Origin of the sequence: Psychroflexus montanilacus (assembly GCF_020164535.1) — a bacterium.
Classification (GTDB): Bacteria; Bacteroidota; Bacteroidia; order Flavobacteriales; family Flavobacteriaceae; genus Psychroflexus; species Psychroflexus montanilacus.
The window spans coordinates 201,057-222,337 of the sequence record NZ_JAIQZC010000003.1 but is presented as its reverse complement, the minus strand read 5'-3'; the positions used below and the strand labels follow the sequence as shown (position 1 = coordinate 222,337).

Below are 21,281 nucleotides of genomic sequence, written 5' to 3'. Positions count from 1 at the left end.
TCTTTCAAATTTAATAATAAGGCAGCATAAAAAGGTAAACTAAAACTCCTGTGATGGCCACGTACATCCAGATTGGAAAGGTCCATCTAGCTATTTTTTTGTGCTTGTCATACTCTCCAGTCAATCCTCTGTACATCGTAAAGAGCACAAGCGGAATGATAATCCCCGAAAGAGCAATGTGCGAAATCAATATAAAGAAATAAATATACCTTAAAGCCCCCTCACCTCCATATGGAACTGGTTCGTTGCTTATTTTTGAAATAACATAACTCACAAGAAACAGGGCTGACAAACCAAAAGCAGTGATCATAACATTTCTATGAGCAATCTTTCGATCTTGTTTTATGAATCTATAACCAAGAAATAATAGAATAGCTGTCATTCCATTGATAAGTGCATGAAAAAAAGGAAATGAACCAACTTCCAAACCTAAAAGGTCATACCGTGTTGGAAGGTTCATTAACACAACAACTACAATTGGAACAATTATAGAGAGTCCAATGATAATTGGAACAATGGTTTTATCTGATTTGCTTAAAGTGGCTTTCATTTTAAAAGTATTTCTATGTCTTCTATCAAAATATCAATTTGCTGTGTTTCGTGGCTTTCACCAGGAGATTCATCTCTAGGCACAGATCCTTGATAGAAAATAATTGGATTTCCTGCTTCATCAGTCCTGCTTCGGATGTATCCATCTTGATCTATAAGTGCAAAAAAACCAGAGTGCTCAAAGCCACCTTCAGCATTTTCATCTTCTCTGGCATAAATGTTAAAACCTTTGTTTGCAAGCTCATATATATCCTCCTGATCTCCTGTTAAAAAATTCCAATGCGGCAGTTTTACTCCCAACTCATCTGCGTGTTGTTTCAAAACTTCAGGTGTATCATGCTTGGGGTTAATGGTAAAAGAGGCAATTCCAAAATCCATATTCCCATAAAACTCATCCTGAACTTCAAGCAAATTTTCGTTCATTATGGGGCAAATGGTAGGGCAGGTCGCAAAGAAAAATTCTACAACATAGACTTTTCCAAGATAATCTTTATTGCTAATGGTTTTGTTGTTTTGATTAGTAAATTCAAATTCTGGTACTTTCTTACGTTTGCCGTCTATTTCAATATAAGCCAAGCTATCCTTGGAGTTTCGAGATAACATTTCACTTACCACCCAAATTCCAAATACTAATACCACTAGCGATATACCTACGTATGAATATTTTTTCATTAGTTTACTTCTCTTTGCGCGTTATTCTTCTTCAGTGCAAATCTATATTCTGCTAAAATTATTTTTACATCATCATTCATTTTATCACTTACCTCTTTCAGATTGCTCAAATCATAAGCATATTTTGTGCCTTCATCTTCATCGTCACTACGGCCTCTTAAATTCATTGATTTATCAATTATAAAGGCATAAGATGAAGACAACTTTTCATCTAGCTTAAGGTCGGAATCTAGACTTTTAAATAATTCCTGAATTTTCTCATCTTCAAGCTCCAGGAAAAGCCATTCTGATGCATCAGATGTTTTATTGATTTCAGTCTTAAAGGTTTCTATGTTTTCTTCTGAATTTAATTCCGTTATCGTTACAACCTGGAAGTTGTCAAACTTATGATACCGGTCATAAATTTTTTCCTTCATATTGAAAGCATGAACTTTCTTAATGCTAAAATCTTTACCAAAAAAGGTGAGTATGGTAATTTTATCATCAAAAGTAATATCATCAGTTTCAAATTCCTTTAGAACCGAAAGATCTTCATTAAGAATGGGAAGCTTTCCAAAAGAATTAATTCCACTGGAGAAAAATAAATAAGCAACTAGTGGCAGTACAAATAAAACAACAAGAACAATGTACTTTTTCATAATCAAATTATTTGCAAAATTAAAAAAGGCGGTTTTCATAAACCGCCTTTTGAAGTATTTTTAACCTTTCTTTTTTAGAAATCCCAAGTAATATAGCCGTTCTCATAGATTTCCTGAATGTAGCTTCCTTCTATGAGTAGAATTGCTACAAGATAACAAATGAGGAATACCCCAGTCCATACGACGACTCTTCTCAAACTTGCAGCTTCATGCTCCATGTGCATGAATGCCCAAACAATGTAATATGCCTTTATTATTGTAAGAATAATAAATATCCAGTTGAGTAAGGATAGTGAAACTAAATCTGTATGAACCAGGAAGTCTGGTTTGAAAATACCGAAGACCACCTCGACTATGGTTAATATAGATAGGATGATAAATACCTGCCAGATTCTTTTCTTTGCTCCTGAATGTTCTCCGTCGTGAGTTGTATCGTGTGCCATTAGATTATAAATTCTATAGTTTAATAAATTATACCAGGTAGAAGAAGGTGAATACAAATACCCAAACCAAGTCGACAAAGTGCCAGTATAGACCTACTTTTTCTACCATTTCATAACTTCCGCGCTTCTCGTAAGTTCCAATCAATACATTAAAGAAAATAATGATCAGTATAAGGACTCCAGAAAGAACGTGGAAACCGTGAAAACCAGTTATAAAGAAAAAGAATCCTCCAAATAACGGAGCTCCATATTCGTTTTGAGATAAATTAGCTCCTTGTATAACTCCTACTCCTGTATCATTTAAGGTAACAAGAGACTCTTCTCTATTTAAGACTGTTTTTTCACCTTCATCTGTCAGCTGCATTGTTCTAACCCTTAAGTCTGGATTGGCTTCAAAGCCCTTCTTCACATCTTCCAGAGATAATGGATTGTAGCTTGATTCAGAATTATACCAAATCCCATTCTTAGAAAGATGCTGAGTTCTATCTTTTGGTGAAGCTGTTGCAAAATCATCTATAGCTACTCTGTTACCATCTGCATCTGCAAACTGAATAATTTTCCCGCTTCTTGTTTCTACAGCACCGTATTCTCCAGAAATAAAGTTAGACCACTCCCAGGCTTGAGAACCTAAGAAAACGATACCACCAAGTATCGTTAAAGCCATATAGGTAACCACTTTATTTTTATTCATTTGATGTCCAGCATCCACGGCTAAAACCATTGTGACTGAGGAAAAAATCAATATAAAAGTCATTAAAGCTACGTAATACATAGGGGCATCTACTCCATGTAAAAACGGAAAGTGATTGAACACTTCATCGGCAATTGGCCATTCTTCAATAAATTTAAATCTTGTAAAACCGTAAGCTGCTAAAAATCCTGAGAACGTAAGCGCATCTGAAGTGATAAAGAACCACATCATCAATTTTCCATAACTAGCTTTTAGAGGCTTTTCATCTCCTCCACCCCATAATTTTCCTTCGGTACCTGTCTTTGCAACGGTAGTAGCTTCCATAAAAATCAAATATTAATGTCTTGCAAAAATAGACAATTTTATTATTATCTAAAGAAATATAAAAACAAAAAGAGGTACAGCCAAAGCCCATCTACAAAGTGCCAGAAGGTAACCCCTAAACGCAATCCCAACATATTTCCTTTTGAATATTTCTTTTTAAAATGATTATAAATTACAACCAGCAATACAATTAATCCTGCAACCACGTGAACTACGTGAGCCAAAACTAACAAGTATATAAAAGACATCGTAATACTACTGGCACTTCCTGTAAAGTAATAGCCAGCTTTCACAATATCATTGAATCCAACAAATTGCATAACCACAAAAAGCACTCCCAGCAAAAAAGTAGAGAGAATCGCCACATTAGCCTTCTTCATATTGCCTTCAGCAGTAAATTTTTTGGTCAAATGAAAAGTGATGCTGCTTATAAAAATGACCACAGTACTCCATATGAAAACATCCGGTAGCTGATAATCTGTAAGCCAGTCTGGTCGATTCTTACTCACCACATAAGCACTTGTAAGACCGGCAAACATCATTCCCATACTTATGATGCCAAACCACATCATCATCATCCTTGCGCGTTTGTGTCTCTCGTCTAAAGCCATATTCTGATATATTTATCTAAAACGTAAATAATTTGTATTAAAGTAATATAGGATACACTGGCCAACATAAGCTGCCTGGCATCTTTGGTTTCCCTATTCTTGAAAAGCTGTATTGCGTAGTATAGCATCACTAAGCCAAGACCAAATATCAAGACAGCAGAAACTATGGATAATTTTAATTCTCCTGTAACTCCAAGTACAGGAACTACAGATATGATAAGTGTCCAGATGCTATATAAGATGATTTGTATTGCGGTTCCTTTGTCTCTTTTTCCGGTAGGCAGCATAAAAAAACCTCCATCTTTGTAGTCATCGTATAACCACCAGCCTAAAGCCCAGAAATGAGGAAATTGCCAGAAAAACTGAATCATAAATAAAGTTCCTGCTTCAATTCCAAAAGAGCCTGTTGCGGCAACCCATCCTAACATAAATGGTATTGCTCCTGGAAAAGCACCAACAAAAACAGACAAGGGGGTCATTGTTTTAAGCGGTGTATATACACTTACATACAAAAAGATAGAAATGGCACCAAACATAGCAGTAATGGGATTGATCACAAATAATAGTGATAGTCCAATCACAGTAAGAATTGATGCAATCGCGAATGCGGTATTCACCGACATTCTACCAGATGGTATAGGACGATTTCTTGTCCTTTTCATTTTAGCATCGAGATTTTTCTCAATAATTTGATTGAAAGCATTTGAAGCACCAACCATGGCATAACCACCTAAAGCAAGGAGGATCAAATTTCCAAAATGGAATTCATCTATCCCCAATAAATATCCTGCAATAGAAGAAAATACAACACTTAGAGCTAATCTAAATTTTGTAAGTTCTTTAAAGTCTTGTATCCAGGAAAATATATGTGTATATGCTAAGGAATTTGACAATACTCGAAATTTTTGCAAAGATACGGCTAAAAAGTTTTTTTAAAGAAGCAGACGTTCGTTAATATTTACTAAGTATTGCCTTAATAATCATAATACCAATTGAAAATATCGGTTCTGAATCCAAGATTTAGCCAGGTAGTATTTCTATCAAAATTTTGGGCTGTATTCTGAGAAACATCAAATTTTCTATGAATCAAATTAAGGTATACCTTAAGGTTTGTAGTAGGATTTACTATAAATCCAGCTTCCAGTTCACCATAATAAGAATTACCCCTGTTACCTTGTCCAATAGTTATGCCTTCATCTGCGATTCTTAATCGTTCATCTCCAAGCAAATCAGAGCCAAAATAAGGATCTCCAGAAGCATTGGTTTCAAATCCGCGCTCTCCAAAAATAAATTTAGCATGGCCATAAAGCCTGTCTTTTCTGTAGCGCGTGATAAATAAAAGCTCCCTAAAGTTGGCTCCCCATAAGTGGGCCATAGATTGATTATCGTTTGTGTAATGAAGGTTCAAGGTGTTGTGAGAGTAAGTATATGGTCTGACCTGGTTGTATTCTAACTGAAAAAAGAGATTATCCACTTTGAAGGCATCTGCATATTTGACCCCCATCTGAAAGCCAAACTTATTCTTCCAGCTTTTGTTTCCAGCGGTGACATCATCTACAGAAAATTCATCGATGAGTAGCTGCCCGTAGGTGTTAATTTGGTCTGTCCATTTATATTTGTAACTCAATCCAATCAAAGATTTTCCCGAACGGGATCCGGTTGAATACTCAACCATATTGTAAAACAAAATGGGATTTATAAAATTCCAGTCGAATCCGCGATTGGGTTCACTTTCAAATAAAACTGACTCAAAAAGCCCAATATTTAATCGCTTATTGACATTATAGCTCAAATAATGCGTTGCCATGTACTTAGTGAGAAATGCACCCCCATCCGTTAAAGTGTTTGGGTTTCTTAGAGATGACCAGGTGTTGGTATATTTAAATTTCCAAAAACTGGTATTCAATTTTACAAAAGCATTGGGGCTGGCGTTATCACTCATAAAAAGAGAGCGGTAGCCATCTCCGATAAAATTATTACCTCTACCAAACTGTATGTCCATGAAATCTGTAGCTTCATAAGATAAATAGCCCTCCACCACGGGATAGTCGTATCCATCTCGGTATGGCTCACCAATACCACGGCCGGGTATACTGACTTGACTTGAATTTCTTCTACCCAAACCTTCTGCTAAATCATTGAAATAACCAGCAAACTTTCCCTGACTTTCATAAATAACAGTGAAAAAATTGAGACGTTTTCCGAGGCCACCCTGAAAAATTCCGGCTCGAGTATTATTATAGGTTGTAAAAGACTCTTCAAAATCTCTACCTACCTGAAGATCTGCAGCAATATCTACCGTGAACCAGTAGTCTTCTCCCTGTATTTGAAAGGTATTTTCATTAAAAAACTTTCGGCCAAACCAGGATTCTTTATTGTAAAACAAGGCTTCGTTTTCTTCCTGAATATTATAATAAGGCTCTACATCTGTATATCTGTAAGGTTTTGAGGCCGTATGTGCATTGGTCCCAATTTTATCCATTTTAGTTGTGAACCGGTTATAGAATTCGTGAGAAAGCGGAATATTAAGACCACTTTGATATTGAGGATAATTAAACGCTTTAGTTTTTATATCATCCAGTTCACTCTTGTAAGATTCTAGAGACTTTTCTTTCTTAATAACCTCTGCTTGCATTGAAGATTTTGAGAGTGGAATCTGAAGAGGCATTCTAAACTGAACATAATCGGGTGCACCATTGTAGGTCGCTGGAGAAATTTCTGGCAAAGACTTAAAAACTCTTTCAATTTCTTCATTGAGTGCTTTGTAATCTGAGTTTACATACAATACTTGAAAGACACCCTCTCTATCTACTTCAAAAATAACTGTGGCAACACCTTCGTAATTTTCCGCTCCTATAATTGAGGGCTCCCGGTAAGCTGAAAGAATCAATGATTTCAATTGCGCTTTGAAACAAGACTCTTGATCTGCTTTAGAAATAGTTTCACATTCCTGAAAGGTGGGGTAACTATTAGTTTTGGAAATAAAATTCTGGCCAAATGCTGTAAAACCAATACAAAGCAGAACAATAGGAAGACATTTCATAATTAGTTAATTGGAAAACTCTACAAATGTGATTTAAAAATAGCAATAAAAAAAATCCCGAATACAATATTCGGGATTTTGATATATTCTATGTTCGTAAACTTAGTCCTGTACCTGGAATGTAATAGGAAGTGAATAAAGCACCCCCACATTTTGGCCCCTTTGCTGACCAGGTTTCATTTTAGGTAATTTTTTGATTACACGCTCACCTTCGCCCTGTAGTCTTGGGTGAGGAGCTCTAGCAGCAACATTAGTGATATTCCCGTTTTTATCAATTTTGAATTGAACATAAACTCTATTGACACCACTTAAGCCAAGATCGGCTGCGAGACCAGTATCAAAGTTTTTATTTACAAATTGACTTATCTTTTTACTCATGCATTGCTTACGCTCGTCATTAGTATCCAAACCTTCACAACCTGGAAATATGGGAACACTTTCAATAACAGAAAAGGGAACATCACCTATTTCTTCTTCTACTTCTTCTACTTCTTCCACCTCAACAACTTCACTTTGATCAGTTTCAGAAGATTCGATTTCAACCTCTTCCACATCTTCATCATCATCAACAACCTCAATTACTTCAGGTGCTGGTGGTGGAGGCGGTGGAGGGGGTGGAGTCTTTTGTATTTCGGTAATAGGTACATCTTCATCATCTAACATATCAAGATCTACTACTCCAGTGTCAATATCATCCCTGTCATAGGTCTTCCATTCAATCATTGTTAAAGTAATAGCGAGTACTACTACAAGACCAATTTGAAAGAAGAGGAGACTTCTTCTGGAAAGATCTTTCTTCGGATTCTTTTTTGGTTCCATATTCTTATTTTAAATAGATTACTAAATTATAAAAAAAATGAAATTTACTTTCAATTTGTATTTATATTTTCAAAAATTCTTTTTTTAAATAATTCAAAACATAAAAAACTTACTATCACTCCAATACTATTTGCTAAAATGTCGTAAACATCAAAGACCCTATAGTCAGTTATAACTTCTTGGAATATTTCAATAACGATGCCAAAGCCAATAATTCCTAAAGAAATCAAAATATTTACTCTCAATGATTCCGATGAGTATGGAGTTAATGCCAAAAGCCAAACTGAAGTGAGCGCAAAGTAAGCTACAAGATGGTAGAGTTTGTCTTCAAATTCTACTTCAAGTTTTGGTAGTCCACTTATATCAGAAAGTGATAAATAGACTATACATGCAGTACAAAAAATAGCAAAAGGCAAGAGCAGTTTGCTATTCAATATGAGACTTATAAGTTTCTGCATCCATCAGCTCTTTTACCTCATCTTGATTTGCAATTTTCATCTTGATCATCCAGCCTTTTTCATAAGGTTCTTCATTGACCATCTCTGGTTCATCTTCAAGTTCTTCGTTAAACTCAAGGATCTCACCAGTCAAAGGCAAGTAAAGATCAGATACTGTTTTTACAGCTTCTACCGTTCCAAAAACCTCATCTTTATCTAGTGTTTCTCCAACGGTTTCTACTTCTACATAAACAATGTCTCCAAGCTCACTTTGGGCAAAATCTGTAATGCCAATGGTTGCTGTATCTCCATCAATTTTGATCCACTCGTGATCTTTGGTGTACTTTAGATTATCTGGTGTGTTCATTTATAAGTTGTTTTTAATTTCCAAAATTGTACGTCAACGTTACACCCGTTCTAATTGTGGTCTGGGGAAATATCGTTGAAATTGCGTTTTGCGAAAATACATGATCGTAGAAAAATAATGCGGTTAAATTTTTAGTAAATGCATAATCTGCTACAAAATTTATTGACCAGATGTCCTGACCCGAGGTAACACGGTTACTCAGCACATCAAGATTTCTTATAATTGTTTCGTTTCTTCTTAGGGAAAGGTCTGCTCTCAGGTTTAAGTCACTGCTCAAAACTCTTCTATTTCCTTCAAATTGAGTTACCACAGTAAGATCCTTAACCCTGTATCCCAGACCAACAATATACTCATCTCCAAGCATTTCCGTCAAAAGATTATTATTGAAGCTCAGCGATAAAGCCCTATCTTTCCTTACTTCTGCAACAATACTTACAGAATTTTTCATTTCAAGATCTACTTTCACCAAAGGACTAAATTGTTCTATTAAATTCACACTTGAAATAAAGAGTTCTGATCTAAAGTTTCCATTTTGATCCGTATTAAAATCTCCAAAAGGATCCCTTCTATTGTATTCTAAATTGGACTGAAATTGATTGATTGTATACATGGATGTATAACCATGTTGTAAAGAAAATCGGTTAAAGTTTTCTCTAAACCACGACAGTCTCATCAATCCAGTGTATTTTAAATTCCAACCTGGAATGGGAATATTTCTAAGAATTCCTAGGTCTTCACTCCCAGCATCGTTGCCTGTATAGGCAGATATGAATGAGGGTAACAGCACTGCCTGGCTTGTCCTTCCAAAACCTACTGGAAATCCATTTTCATCGATATTGTTTGGATCATTAAGATTGATTCCTGCCCGTTCTGCCAGCCTGTTGGCAACTATAAACCTGTTTTCTCTAAACTGCTCAAAGTTTTCTGAAATATCTCTGGTACTCGTACTAAAAGACGTTCTAATCATATTAGTAGAGATACTGAAGTTTCCAAATGTATTTGGAATGATAGAATTATACTCCATCGTTTCAGGATCCACTCTAAAGTTTTCTGTATAAGTTTCAGAGTACATTCTGTTCGCAATCAAGTCTACGGTAAGCCCTGGTAATAATTTTAAGCCAGCCTGGATGTCAAGTTGCTGGTTATCTGTTCTTGTATACTGCTCATTGAAGTCTTGATACATAGTAAGCCATCCTCTTCTAGCCGCTTCACGCCTCACATCGTTTTGACTTCCAAACGTAAAACCAGCTGTAGGTTTTAAGGTTCCCCCAAACCCCACATCATTGGTGTACCCAGGTATAAAAATACCTTTGGTATCTGAGTAATTGATTTGCACTCGATCCAAGACTGTCGCTAGCCCAATAAGTGTATTTAGCGCTTTGTCTCCCCCGCTTAGTTCAGAATCTTCATTTTGTTGAGATTTATTCTGGTCATCATCTTGACCTTGCTGACCTTGCCCGACTCTCCTTCTGCTAGTATTTCTTTTAATTTCAGCAGGATTCTGGGCTCTTTTTTTGGTAAGTCCCAAATAGGAGTAAAAATTAGACATATTCAAATTCCCATTAATTTGATGTCTTGCCGAGTTCTGTACAGAATTCCCCAAATCTGGAATATTGTCAAGGCCTCTCAGAATCTCAGAACCTTTTGTCCATAAGAAATCGCCTGTGTAAGAATACTGAGTTTGAACAAATTTCAAGAATGGGATTTTATTAAAGGGTAATGTATAATTCAGCTGAAGTTGTTGATAATGCCTGTTTGGTATACCTATATCAAAGAAATCATCAAAAATACCGATGCTGTTATCCTGAACATTATTTTCGTCTATATAGTTTCTTACAATTCTATTGGTGGAAGCATTGAAGTTGAAGTTCAAAGATTTGGTCAGACTATAATCGATAGCATATTGCCAGTCGAAAAAATAATTTCTTTGAAAGAGTTTTGGAGTTCCAAGGCTTCCAGGAGGAAGGTTAAATTCTCTAAACCTTAACTCATTGTACTGTCTGTTCACATTTGCTCCGGCTGTAATGCTGTTAGGAAGTAAATTTACATTGAAATCCTTGAAGATGGCAAAATAAGGACTTTCAAAAAGGCCAACCTTTTCTAAAGGTTTTACCTCAAAAGGCTTGAAGTTAAAACCATAGGTAAGCGCTGCATCTACATTTTGATCCAAAGATTCCCTTATCTCAAAATCTCTGTAATCTGTTTGGTTATAGTTGGCAGATAGCGTAAAATTCTCAATGTCGTAAGGCATCGGTGTTTTTTCATCATTGGTCCTGTCCTTTCTTAATCCGATAACGCTTATACCTTGTCGCCTTGTATAGGTTTCAGCCTGTTCTTCAAATTGCGCTCTGTCATTTTCATCCACTGTATTGTCTAAAAGTGTTTCTAGCTCAAGATCTCCAAAAACGGGGTCAAATTGTGGGGTGACCAGCTCTTCACCTCTACTATAGTTCAATGGAATCTTAACACCCCATTTTTGAGGTAAAACCTGACCTAGATTAAGACCTGTCACAACATCATATTGTTGAACATCCTCTCTGCTTCTTTGATTGGGCCCTTGCTCTATAGCTCCGAATCCTATTGTGGATCTTTGTCCACTTGCGGAGATGTTGGCAAAGTCTGCGAAATTGGTATCCATATTTAAAACTGCAGCCCAGCCGCCCTGATTTTTGAGGCCTGTAAGCCTCAGCTCATTAAACCATACTTCACCAGAAACATTTTGATTGCTGGAGTTTTTAAGACCAAGCATCATGACCCTCACATTACCAAAACTCGGGTTTCCTATAATCCCAACTTTTAAACCTTCATTAAAAGATCCATCAACAGGATTTAGTGACTCATCAAAGTAATTCAACTGTAAGTTACTCAAGTTATCATCACCAATAACTAGAGATTTAATTTGTTGTAGCAAATCTAAAGGTAAATCCAGATCATTTTCCAGAGGCCACACACCTCTTGGAGAAAAGTCTTGAGGATCTGAAACTTTAAGAGGAATTTCAATTTGATAGTAGTTATTTGTAAAATCAATCCCCATTCTTATAAATGCTGTCAACTGTTCATCCTGAAGCTGAGCGTTTGGTGGCGCCAAAGATTCCGCATGAAGGTACATTTCCAAACGTTCATATTGACGCATGTCTATTTGATAATTTTTAAAAACAGCCCTGGAATCTTCAGATTGAAGATTACTTACTCTTAGTGCTAATGACTTTTCGTCTTCTCTTATCGCAACGTTGTTATTGACCAATTCTTCTCTCAAAACACCTGGTGGAGTCACATAATTGGAAGTGATTTCTTGACTTACCGCCTCAGCGTTGAATTGTGTGTTTCCTGTATTAGGATTCAACCCATCAGGCAGAATTGGCTGATCATAGGTAAAATAATCTCCTCTTACGAGTTCTAAAGTCCCAAACCTTAAGATGGTTTCCTGGCTAAAATCCGTCATAAACATTCTCATGAATCTTATGGATCTTAGATCGCTAATACCCCCTATTGCAAATTCTTCACTTGTCCTAAGTGGAACTCTAAACTGTACCCATCTTGCTTCGATTTCTTGCCCATTCTGAAGTGTCGTGACTACTTCTTGAACATCTGTAATATAGTCTGAGTTGATCCCAGGCCTTGAACTTGTATTATTCTCAACACTCATGTTTGGATAAACAGGTACTTCATACTCGAAGTAGCTGTCGATAGTATTCATTGTATTATCCAGGTTGACGTCTTCCACATCAGGAAATGCAGAATTTCCTCGATTGTTTTCTGTCACCTCTACAGGGTTGTTTCCCTCAGTTCCGTTGAAGTTTCTATACCGGTTTAAAATGTCACCATCTCTATCCAAATAGTATTGATAGTCATCATTGGAAGGGTCTTCAAAATTGGCAAAAGCTGGAAATTTTACGGCTTCATCCTGATTGTTTAAACCATCAAGCCCAACATCCTGATTGACTCGCTCCTGACCATCCGTATCAAAAGCATAAACCAGGGATTGATTGCTTGGTACTTTTGCAAAATTGGTAGAAACTGTATTTGAATTTCCTCCATCTTCAGGCAATCCATTTTCAAATTGCTTTCTCCCGTCTTTAAGAATATCCTCGGTTATACTCCCAAAATTCAAAACCACTTTACCTCCAGTATTTCCAGCATTTTCAGGATATATAAATGGATCCATAACCCAAAATTCAACATACTCTACATTGGATTGCTCAAAATCTGTGGTTTGCAAACCTCGCATAATACCTCCAAAATTTTGTTCTGGATTGGTGAGTGTATTATCGTTTGCCCCCGAGGGGTTATAATTATACATCCCTCTTTCGTTGGGTCTGTAAACCAGATCTAAAGGAAATAAAGTTTGAATTTGTCCAGGGACAATATCAATATTTGGAAATATTTCATTGATGAGGACTCTCCTGGAATAATATTGAGAAAGGTCGTCATCGGTCACATCTGCTGGTCTTTGTGAACTGTAAAAAATAGGGTCTATCGTATACCAGTTCAGTTTTGCTCTAAAATCATTTGTACTCAGGTCATTATTCGAATCGAAAGTTCCGTTAGCATCGTTTGGTCCTCGATAACCTACAGGTGTGCTTGCTAGCTTCCATGCTAAAGGATCAATCACAGAAATAGTGGTTTGTGAACCTTCAAAATCGTCCACATAACTGGTGGCTTCACCTCCAAAATCACTTGCTTTTGGAGTGCCTGGCATTAAATAAGCAAATTCACCTCTAAGAGAAAAATTAGATTCTACATCTGTATCGATATTAGGGAGTTTATTCACCATTCTGGTAAAGAAAGGAACCGTTGTGTTATAATTGAAATTGACTCCATAAATACTATTATTTACAGGATCAGTTCCATAATCTGCTTTTTGGGTGACAGGCCTCTCATTAAGATTCAGAAAAGTTCCTCCTATCAGTAATTCCTCGCTAAATCTATGTTGAACGTCAATTCCTGTAAATCGCTTGGTTTGTCTTCCAAACAAAGCATTGTTTTCTGTTGAAACCTGAATAGGAGTATCCGAGGCTAGTAAAGCATCGTCGAGAATATTCACTCTACCAAGTTCATAATCTACAGTATAATCTATCCCTTCCTGCAAGGTTCTCCCCCCTGCTGTGACTGTCACAGAGCCTCTAGGTACGTTAAAAGCACCGATTGGAATACCTCCAGTATTTGTAGCTTTGTAGCGACCAGATAGCTGAAATTTGTTTTGTTGAGCACCTTCCTGTTGAGCCTGAATCTTGGTTGTCGCGTAGAGACTTCTGAAAACATACTTTTCCTGATTTTCGTTATAAGTTTCAGGGTTATCATAACTTTCTGGTCCGGAATTTGGAGTCAAATCCAGCTTGTCAAATAAATGTTCTCCAAAAGGTTCTACTTTGGTAAACTTTAAAATACCATTTTCAGGGTCTATAGTGATGCCTGGAACAAAATCGAAAAATCCATCCCCACCATTCACAGGATCATTATTGAGGTTCAACCTATCCAGGTCGAAAACTTGTAAGAGGTTGGTTTCACTAACATCCTCAGGAAGTGGTGTACTACCCGAAGCTTCAGTGATGAAATTGACAGGTTGCGGATCTGAATATAAAATATTGAATCTAAAGCCATCTTGTTCCAGACCTGAAGCGCCAAGGCTGTAGAAATTCTTCATCATCAAATCCCAAATTGGCTCTTGAACAAGCGTTACAGGGCTTTTTAAAAGTTTTACGATAAGGTTTTGATTCTGTGCTATTTGCTCTCCTTCCTGATCTGGATTTTCCTGGGTTTCAGTTCCGGGAGGACCTCCGTTTCCAAATTCACCCACACGAAAAACTCTTCCATCTGTGGTAGTATATTCAAAAGCAACACCCAGAACTTCGTCATTGTTTAGCCTTTGATTTAAGGATATGTAACCCAATTGTGTATCGAGATAGAATTCATTTGGCTGAAGCTCTCTGGCATTTTCTAGTAAAGCATAATCTCGACCTTCTGAAACAAAAGGCTGAGCTGCACCAAATCCTTGCTGTACAGTGGCAAGGTCTCTAATTTGATTGGTCAGTACCGACTGCCCTGAATTGCCTAAGGCGTTTGGATTGAATAAGTTATTTGCATCATTCGGCCTACCGTTGGGATTCAAAAGAAAATTGGGAATTGGCGAAGCTATTGGGTTTCCTGCATCGTTTAGTAAAAAACCAAGATTTTCTGGTTCGCTTTCACCAAGATCCTGTAAGGCAACTATATTTCTTGCATTGGAGGTGGTTTCAGAATTATTTGTTCTGTTGGTCACCCAAACTTGAACCCGTGTGATCTGAATTCTGCTGTTGATGAATGGATAGTTTTCTAAAGCCTCATCATATTGATCTCTAAAAAAGTGAGAAAGGAAGAAGTGTCTGTTTTCATCGTAATCTAGCGCAAATCTGTCAAATTCTCTTACAGTTCCACCACCTTCTATATTTACGCTTTGTCGTTCAGAATTCAGTTCAGAAAAGACACCGGTTATAGTAGTCTTACCAAACTGAAGTTGAGTTTTTACACCGAATAAACTCTGAGAACCCTGTATAAGGGAACTATTGGTTGGCATCTGTACATTACCGACTTCAATTTTTTGGATAATGTCGTCTTCATCGGGTGTATATTCCAATTTAATTTGATTCTGAAAATCAAAAGTTGATTCTGTATCGTATTCAGCATTAACCTGAAGCCTTGTTCCAACAGAAGCTTGCAGACTCATACTAATACGCTGGTCAAAATCGAACGTAAGATTGCTTTGGTTTCTTGGAGACAAGGAAGGGTTATCCTGTTTGCTGTATAATATTCCCATATCTACAGCCACAGATCCTCTTGGATTAACTTCTATTTCGTTGCCCCCAAAAATAGATTGAAAAAAAGAGTTATTGACATAGAAAATAGGAATCAGATTCTTTTGATTTTCTTCATCACCTTTACCAAGAGCAGCATCAGACTTATCTTTGAAATAAGCCTTCATCTGTTCTTCAAGTACAAGGGCTTCAAACTCTTCTGGTGTGAGTACAAGTGGATATTTTGTATTTACAGAACCAATCTTTTCTGTATAAATGTATCTATCAAGAACAGGATCGTACTCATATTTGGAGACTATACTTGTGGGGTTGGGCATTGAAATATTTCCGAAAGAGGGACCTTCAGGAATGGAGTCCTGCTCATTTTGAGCAAAAGTTTTCATAGTGAAAAAAGAAAAAACAACTAGGAAAACGAGAGGACTAAAGTTTATGTTAAGGACTTTAAAGGTAAGCTTCAAAAGTTTTATAGATTTTTTAAGGCTAATTTGATTATCTCTTCAACGTTTGCATTTGGATTATTATTACAAATTCTTGAAATAATTTTCCCAGATTGTTTCCTGGTGTATCCTAAAGTTTCCAAAGCAGACAAAGCTTCTTCCTTATTAGCATGACTTGGAGACTGTACGATTTCAGTAAGTGATTCTGTAGTTTGCACCTTGTCTTTAAGATCCAGAATAAGGCGCTGTGCAGTCTTTTTCCCAATCCCTTTTACACTTTGAATAGTGTCTGTATCTTCCATAGAAATTGCCTCCACCACTTGTTCTGGTGTAAGTGAAGACAACATGACTCGAGCCGTACTTGCTCCAATGCCAGAAACTGAAAGCAGTTGTCTAAACACAAGTCGTTCTGCTTTATCCATGAACCCATAAAGTGTATGAGAATCTTCTTTGACTTGAAGGTGAGTGTAAACTGTTATCGATTCATCATCCTTTAAACGAGAAAAGGTATGAAGTGAAATGTTCACCTCATACCCAATCCCATTACAATCTATTACTATATGTGTTGGATTCTTTTCCAACAGTCTTCCCCGAAGCTGAGTAATCATCTTAACTTAAATTTAGGAACCAAATGTAATAAAATTAAGTTAAGAACTTTAGAGTTATTCACTCTTTGTAATCTTTTGAAAAACAGACAATTCTATACTTTCCGTTTATTTTTTTGTTGAGCATCCACTACAGCGACGGCAGACATATTCACCATCTCATCTACACTCGCTCCTAGCTGAAAAACATGTGCGGGTTTATTAAGGCCCATCAAAATTGGCCCAATAGATCCTGCACTATTGAGTTCCTTCATTAATTTATAAGTACTATTAGCAGAGTCTAGGTTGGGATAAATAAGTGTATTTACTTTCTTACCGTTTAATTTTGAAAATGGAAATTTATCCATTCGCATCGCCTTGTTGAGAGCAAAATCAATTTGCAACTCACCATCAACGGCAATTTCAGGGAAATTATGATGCAAATAATCTACAGCTTCTTTTACTTTTGAAGCGTTTGGATTTTTGGAAGAACCAAAATTGGAATAAGATGCCATTGCTATAACAGGATCTATACCAAACATTTTTACTGTTTTAGCCGTCATTTGAGCGATTTTAGCCAAAACTGAGGCGTCTGGATTTATGTTGATAGAGGTGTCACTGATAAAAATAGGACCTCGTTTAGAATTCATCAGGTTGGTAGCCGCAACATTCGTCACTCCAGCTTCCTTACCTATCAACTCCAAAATTGGCTTCAAAACCGATGGGTAGGCCCTTGAATATCCAGATAACATCGCGTCTGCATCTCCATTTTCTACCATCATTGCTGCAAAATAATTTCGCTCTCGTATCAGTTTTTTTGCATCATAAAAGGTAACTCCCTTTCTACTTCTTTTCTTCCATAACGCGTCTGCATACCTATGTCTCTGCTCTTTTTCTTCATCAGATTTGGGATCGATAATGACGATATCATCTCCTTCAAATTCAATCTCACTCATCAATTCTAAAATAACATCTCTTCTTCCAAGCAAAATTGGTGTTGCTATTTTTTCATCATAAACAATTTGAGCAGCTTTTAACACATCCAGATGATCTGCTTCAGCGTATACAATGCGCTTAGGATTTTGTTTTGCTCTATTCATGAGAAGGCGAGTGATTTTATCTTCACTTCCCATGCGCTCCAGCAAATCTTCTCTGTAAGCGTCCCAATCTGTAATAGGGGTTTGCGCAACACCAGATTCCATAGCGGCTTTGGCAACTGCTGGCGGGATTTCCGCAACTAGTCTAGGGTCAAAAGGTTTTGGAATGATATAATCTCTTCCAAAATTGAGTCGGGTTTCTGCATAGGCAATATTTACTTGTTCAGGAACAGGTTCTTTTGCGAGCCTGGCCAAAGCTTTTACAGCTGCCATTTTCATTTCCTCATTGATCTGAGTAGCACGAACATCCAGAGCTCCTCTAAAAATGTATGGAAAACCCAGAACGTTATTCACCTGATTTGGGAAATCCGTTCTACCTGTTGCCATAATTATATCTTCTCTGGTTTCTAATGCCAGGTCATAATCAATCTCCGGATCTGGATTTGCCATCGCAAACACAATAGGATTTGGCGCCATTTTTTTCAACATTTCAGGTTTTAAAACACCTCCTACCGAAAGTCCTAAAAACACATCTGCATTTTCAACAGCTTCATCGAGATTTTTCACTGTTCTTGAAGTTGCAAATTCCACCTGTTTAGTCGATAGATCATTTCTAGTTTTGTCCACTATGCCTTGGCTATCAAACATCAAGATATTTTCTTTTTTGGCCCCAAGCAGAGCATAAAGCTTTGTGCAGGCTATCGCCGCTGAGCCAGCACCCGAAACAACAATTTGTACTTCTTCGATTTTTTTATCGGCAAGTTCTAAAGCATTCAAAAGTGCCGCTGCAGAAATAATAGCAGTTCCATGCTGATCATCATGCATCACAGGAATAGGAAGTTCAGCTTTAAGACGTTCTTCAATTTCAAAAGCTTCAGGCGCTTTGATATCTTCTAAATTAATTCCTCCAAAAGTGGGTGCAATATTTTTTACGGTTTCTATAAATTTATCAACATCTTTGGTATCGATTTCAATATCAAACACATCTATGTCGGCAAAAATCTTGAACAATAAAGCTTTACCTTCCATCACCGGTTTAGAAGCCTCTGCGCCAATATCTCCAAGTCCCAACACAGCAGTTCCGTTGGAAATGACAGCAACTAGATTTCCTTTGTTGGTGTATTTATAAGCATTCTGATTGTCTTTTTCAATTTCCTTGCAGGGTTCTGCAACACCTGGAGAGTAAGCAAGACCTAAATCTCTTTGTGAAGCATGTTTTTTGGTGGGCACTACTTCTATTTTTCCTGGTCTTGGCTTGGCGTGATATACCAGTGCTTCTCTGCGTTTTCTTGATGTACTCATAAATTTTATCGTATTGCTAAAGTGAAGTTTACTTCAACATTTATTAAAAACAAAGGTAAGCCTTATGTCTTATTTTGAAAGAAATCCTGAGTTATATTAGAATGGAAAATTCTAATCTGCGAAGATCAAATGAAACTTTCGTTTGTATTTTTATTGAAATCCTTCTAGATACAAATTCAGTAAATAAATATTGTAATTCTAAATCTTCTTCAGAGAAACTAGTTGTTTTTGATATAATTGAAATTTCGCTTTAAACCCTCAAATTTTGTACGTTTAACAGCAGATTTTTTGAAGATTTCATTGAAAACATCCTTGGTGATTTCTTCCCAATCTTTTTTATCGTAGCTTAATAAGTCTGGATGTGGGTTGAATAAGGGTTCATTGTGAGGTTTACTAAAACGGTTCCAGGGACAGACGTCCTGGCAAATATCACAGCCAAACATCCAATCCTCAAATTTATCTTGATAGCCTCTTGGAATTTCATCCTTTAGCTCAATTGTGAAATAGGAAATACACTTACTGCCATCCACTTTGTAAGGTTCATAAATGGCATCTGTAGGACAAGCATCGATACATTTGGTACAAGAACCGCAGTGATCTGTTACTGGTGTATCCGCTTCCAGTTCAATGTCTAAAATTAATTCAGCAATAAAATAGAAAGAACCAGTTTGTTTTGACAACAAATTGGAATGCTTGCCTACCCAACCAAGACCGCTTTTGGCCGCCCAGGCTTTTTCCAATACAGGAGCTGAATCCACAAAAGCCCTTCCGCCTATCTCACCGATTTTTTCAGTAAGTGTGTGCATCATTTCTTTCAATTTCGACTTGATGACGTGATGATAATCTCTGCCATAAGCGTATTTACTTATTTTATAAGTATCATCGTTTTGAGTCTCTTCTGGAAAGTAATTGTACAAAAGCGAAATCACATTTTTGGAGCCTTCTACTAGTTTGGTTGGATCCAGGCGCTTGTCAAAATGATTTTCCATATAACGCATCTCGCCATGAGCATTTTGCTTTAACCAATTTTCCAGGCGTGGCGCTTCTTCTTCCAGAAATTCTGCTTTAGAAATTCCACAAGACAAAAAGCCTAAACGCTCTGCTTCAGCTTTTATGAGTTGGCTATAAGTTGCTTTCGTAGAAATAGGTTATCGTTTTGAAAATTTTACTAAAGCGTTTTTAGGCTTCAAGCTAATGAGTGGCTGGATTTCTATGTCTTCCTTAACTTCTTCAATCTTGAACTTTTTCAATAACTGATGAATTGCCAAAGTGATTTCATACATCGCAAAATTATTACCAATGCACTTACGCGGACCTGCACCAAATGGAAAATAAAAATCACTTATGCTTCTGGAATCCTCGAATCGTTCTGGATTAAACTCCAATGGATTTTCCCAATTCTTAGCATTTCTGTGGATTTGATGTACAGAAAATAATAAGGTGGTGTTTTTAGGAATTTCAAACCCCTTAAAAACATCGTCTTCGATGTTTTGTCGATCAATAAAGTAAACTGGAGGAAAAAGTCGCATAGATTCTTCAATTACACTTTGAGTGTATTGACTTGCTTTCAAAATCTCAAAAAGTGATGAGCCCTCAAGATGTTTTATTTCTGAAACCAATTTATCCTGGACTTCCTGCTTTTGACCAATCAGCTGGATGGTGAAGGATAAAGCGTTGGAGGTGGTTTCATGACCTGCGATAAAAAGAATGAGAATTTCGTCTATTAGCTGTTCTTCATTCATTTTTGACCCGTCTTCGTAGGTCAAACCCATCAACATGTCTAGGAGATCTTTACTTTGCTCACCTGAGTCTTGCCTGCGTTTAATAATCCCAGACAACAAATCTCTGGCTTCCTGACTTAAACCTAAATTTCTTTTCAGTTGTCCACTTAACAAAAACCACCACTTTTTGTAGGGCTGCCTTAACTCTCTCACTAGCATTTTCTGAGTTTCCTCTGTAATGAACTGGAGTTTTGCAATTTCTTCTGAATTTATGGCGTCACTGAATAAACTTTTGACGACTACTTTAAAAGCCAGATCATTAAAAATCGGAAAAATATCAATGGTTTTATCGACTTCAATTCTTTCTATTTCTTTATCAATGGCTTCAACCATAAAGTCTAGAAGCGTATACAAATTCTTTCGGTGAAAAGCAGGCTGAATCAATTTACGTTGAAATTTCCAATTCTCTCCTTCTGAAGTTAATAATCCGTGACCAACATACTTGGCAAGGTCTTTTGTCTGAATCTCTGTCTTTCTGAAGTTTTTTTGGTTATCCCTCAAGGCATAAATCGCAAATTCTGGATCTCTGGAAAAAACTACTGAATTTCCAAACCCTAAATTCAATCGGAAGGTATCGCCTAAGGCTTCAAAATTCTTAAGGTGAAAAGGCAGCGGATTATTTAAAATTCCGCCTGCGTGTTTGAAGAATTCAAAAGAAGGAACTTCAGGCAGTTGTTTCAAAGTAGACATAAGTT

Annotated in this window: 16 protein-coding genes; all 16 read right to left on the bottom strand. The window is 36.8% G+C overall.

The window, feature by feature from the left end:
* Positions 1 to 10: 10 nt before the first annotated feature.
* The 16 genes from LB454_RS09945 to LB454_RS09870 all read right to left on the bottom strand — a co-directional run bounded on the left by LB454_RS09945 (position 11) and on the right by LB454_RS09870 (position 21,276).
* Positions 11 to 550, bottom strand: a complete 540-nt coding sequence (locus LB454_RS09945) for a DUF420 domain-containing protein (RefSeq protein WP_224464518.1) — start codon at positions 548 to 550, stop codon at positions 11 to 13.
* On the bottom strand, positions 547 to 1,221 hold the full coding sequence (locus LB454_RS09940) for an SCO family protein (protein ID WP_224464517.1): 675 nt from the start codon (positions 1,219 to 1,221) through the stop codon (positions 547 to 549). Before LB454_RS09940 ends, LB454_RS09945 begins: the two co-directional genes overlap by 4 nt.
* Positions 1,221 to 1,859 carry a hypothetical protein gene (locus tag LB454_RS09935; RefSeq protein WP_224464516.1) on the bottom strand — a complete coding sequence of 213 codons (639 nt, stop codon included), beginning with the start codon at positions 1,857 to 1,859 and terminating at the stop codon, positions 1,221 to 1,223. Before LB454_RS09935 ends, LB454_RS09940 begins: the two co-directional genes overlap by 1 nt.
* A gap of 74 nt (positions 1,860 to 1,933) precedes the next feature.
* Positions 1,934 to 2,302: a cytochrome C oxidase subunit IV family protein gene (locus LB454_RS09930; protein ID WP_224464721.1), complete on the bottom strand. Its 369-nt coding sequence runs from the start codon at positions 2,300 to 2,302 to the stop codon at positions 1,934 to 1,936.
* A gap of 28 nt (positions 2,303 to 2,330) precedes the next feature.
* Positions 2,331 to 3,317, bottom strand: a complete 987-nt coding sequence (locus tag LB454_RS09925) for a cytochrome c oxidase subunit 3 (RefSeq protein WP_224464515.1) — start codon at positions 3,315 to 3,317, stop codon at positions 2,331 to 2,333.
* A 44-nt stretch (positions 3,318 to 3,361) separates the two neighbouring features.
* The gene (locus LB454_RS09920; protein ID WP_224464514.1) at positions 3,362 to 3,928 is read right to left on the bottom strand and encodes a cytochrome c oxidase subunit 3; all 567 of its coding nucleotides are present in this window, start codon (positions 3,926 to 3,928) and stop codon (positions 3,362 to 3,364) included.
* On the bottom strand, positions 3,919 to 4,821 hold the full coding sequence (gene cyoE / locus LB454_RS09915; RefSeq protein WP_224464513.1) for a heme o synthase: 903 nt from the start codon (positions 4,819 to 4,821) through the stop codon (positions 3,919 to 3,921). Before cyoE ends, LB454_RS09920 begins: the two co-directional genes overlap by 10 nt.
* 80 nt (positions 4,822 to 4,901) lie before the next feature.
* The gene (locus LB454_RS09910) at positions 4,902 to 6,971 is read right to left on the bottom strand and encodes an energy transducer TonB (protein ID WP_224464512.1); all 2,070 of its coding nucleotides are present in this window, start codon (positions 6,969 to 6,971) and stop codon (positions 4,902 to 4,904) included.
* Between the two features lie 102 nt (positions 6,972 to 7,073).
* A complete protein-coding gene (locus tag LB454_RS09905) occupies positions 7,074 to 7,790 on the bottom strand; it encodes an energy transducer TonB (protein WP_224464511.1) in 717 nt (238 codons plus the stop codon).
* Between the two features lie 50 nt (positions 7,791 to 7,840).
* Positions 7,841 to 8,248 carry a VanZ family protein gene (locus LB454_RS09900; protein WP_224464510.1) on the bottom strand — a complete coding sequence of 136 codons (408 nt, stop codon included), beginning with the start codon at positions 8,246 to 8,248 and terminating at the stop codon, positions 7,841 to 7,843.
* Positions 8,217 to 8,594, bottom strand: a complete 378-nt coding sequence (gcvH, locus tag LB454_RS09895) for a glycine cleavage system protein GcvH (protein WP_224464509.1) — start codon at positions 8,592 to 8,594, stop codon at positions 8,217 to 8,219. Before gcvH ends, LB454_RS09900 begins: the two co-directional genes overlap by 32 nt.
* Positions 8,595 to 8,607: 13 nt before the next feature.
* A complete protein-coding gene (sov, locus tag LB454_RS09890; RefSeq protein ID WP_224464508.1) occupies positions 8,608 to 15,768 on the bottom strand; it encodes a T9SS outer membrane translocon Sov/SprA in 7,161 nt (2,386 codons plus the stop codon).
* 80 nt (positions 15,769 to 15,848) lie between these two features.
* Positions 15,849 to 16,430: a Holliday junction branch migration protein RuvA gene (ruvA, locus tag LB454_RS09885; RefSeq protein ID WP_224464507.1), complete on the bottom strand. Its 582-nt coding sequence runs from the start codon at positions 16,428 to 16,430 to the stop codon at positions 15,849 to 15,851.
* Positions 16,431 to 16,522: 92 nt separating this feature from the next.
* Positions 16,523 to 18,805, bottom strand: coding sequence for an NADP-dependent malic enzyme (locus tag LB454_RS09880; RefSeq protein ID WP_224464506.1), 2,283 nt, complete (start codon positions 18,803 to 18,805; stop codon positions 16,523 to 16,525).
* 218 nt (positions 18,806 to 19,023) lie between these two features.
* Positions 19,024 to 19,950, bottom strand: a complete 927-nt coding sequence (gene queG, locus LB454_RS09875; protein WP_224464720.1) for a tRNA epoxyqueuosine(34) reductase QueG — start codon at positions 19,948 to 19,950, stop codon at positions 19,024 to 19,026.
* Between the two features lie 3 nt (positions 19,951 to 19,953).
* Complete coding sequence (locus tag LB454_RS09870) at positions 19,954 to 21,276, bottom strand: cytochrome P450 (protein ID WP_224464505.1); 1,323 nt, start codon at positions 21,274 to 21,276, stop codon at positions 19,954 to 19,956.
* Positions 21,277 to 21,281 lie beyond the last annotated feature (5 nt).

Bases quoted from the DNA above. Each gene is read 5' to 3' on its own strand.
- LB454_RS09945 (WP_224464518.1), bottom strand. From the start codon at position 550: ATGAAAGCCACTTTAAGCAAATCAGATAAAACCATTGTTCCAATTATC.
- LB454_RS09940 (WP_224464517.1), bottom strand. From the start codon at position 1,221: ATGAAAAAATATTCATACGTAGGTATATCGCTAGTGGTATTAGTATTT.
- LB454_RS09935 (WP_224464516.1), bottom strand. From the start codon at position 1,859: ATGAAAAAGTACATTGTTCTTGTTGTTTTATTTGTACTGCCACTAGTT.
- LB454_RS09930 (WP_224464721.1), bottom strand. From the start codon at position 2,302: ATGGCACACGATACAACTCACGACGGAGAACATTCAGGAGCAAAGAAA.
- LB454_RS09925 (WP_224464515.1), bottom strand. From the start codon at position 3,317: ATGGAAGCTACTACCGTTGCAAAGACAGGTACCGAAGGAAAATTATGG.
- LB454_RS09920 (WP_224464514.1), bottom strand. From the start codon at position 3,928: ATGGCTTTAGACGAGAGACACAAACGCGCAAGGATGATGATGATGTGG.
- LB454_RS09910 (WP_224464512.1), bottom strand. From the start codon at position 6,971: ATGAAATGTCTTCCTATTGTTCTGCTTTGTATTGGTTTTACAGCATTT.
- LB454_RS09905 (WP_224464511.1), bottom strand. From the start codon at position 7,790: ATGGAACCAAAAAAGAATCCGAAGAAAGATCTTTCCAGAAGAAGTCTC.
- LB454_RS09900 (WP_224464510.1), bottom strand. From the start codon at position 8,248: ATGCAGAAACTTATAAGTCTCATATTGAATAGCAAACTGCTCTTGCCT.
- gcvH (WP_224464509.1), bottom strand. From the start codon at position 8,594: ATGAACACACCAGATAATCTAAAGTACACCAAAGATCACGAGTGGATC.
- sov (WP_224464508.1), bottom strand. From the start codon at position 15,768: ATGAAAACTTTTGCTCAAAATGAGCAGGACTCCATTCCTGAAGGTCCC.
- ruvA (WP_224464507.1), bottom strand. From the start codon at position 16,430: ATGATTACTCAGCTTCGGGGAAGACTGTTGGAAAAGAATCCAACACAT.
- LB454_RS09880 (WP_224464506.1), bottom strand. From the start codon at position 18,805: ATGAGTACATCAAGAAAACGCAGAGAAGCACTGGTATATCACGCCAAG.
- LB454_RS09870 (WP_224464505.1), bottom strand. From the start codon at position 21,276: ATGTCTACTTTGAAACAACTGCCTGAAGTTCCTTCTTTTGAATTCTTC.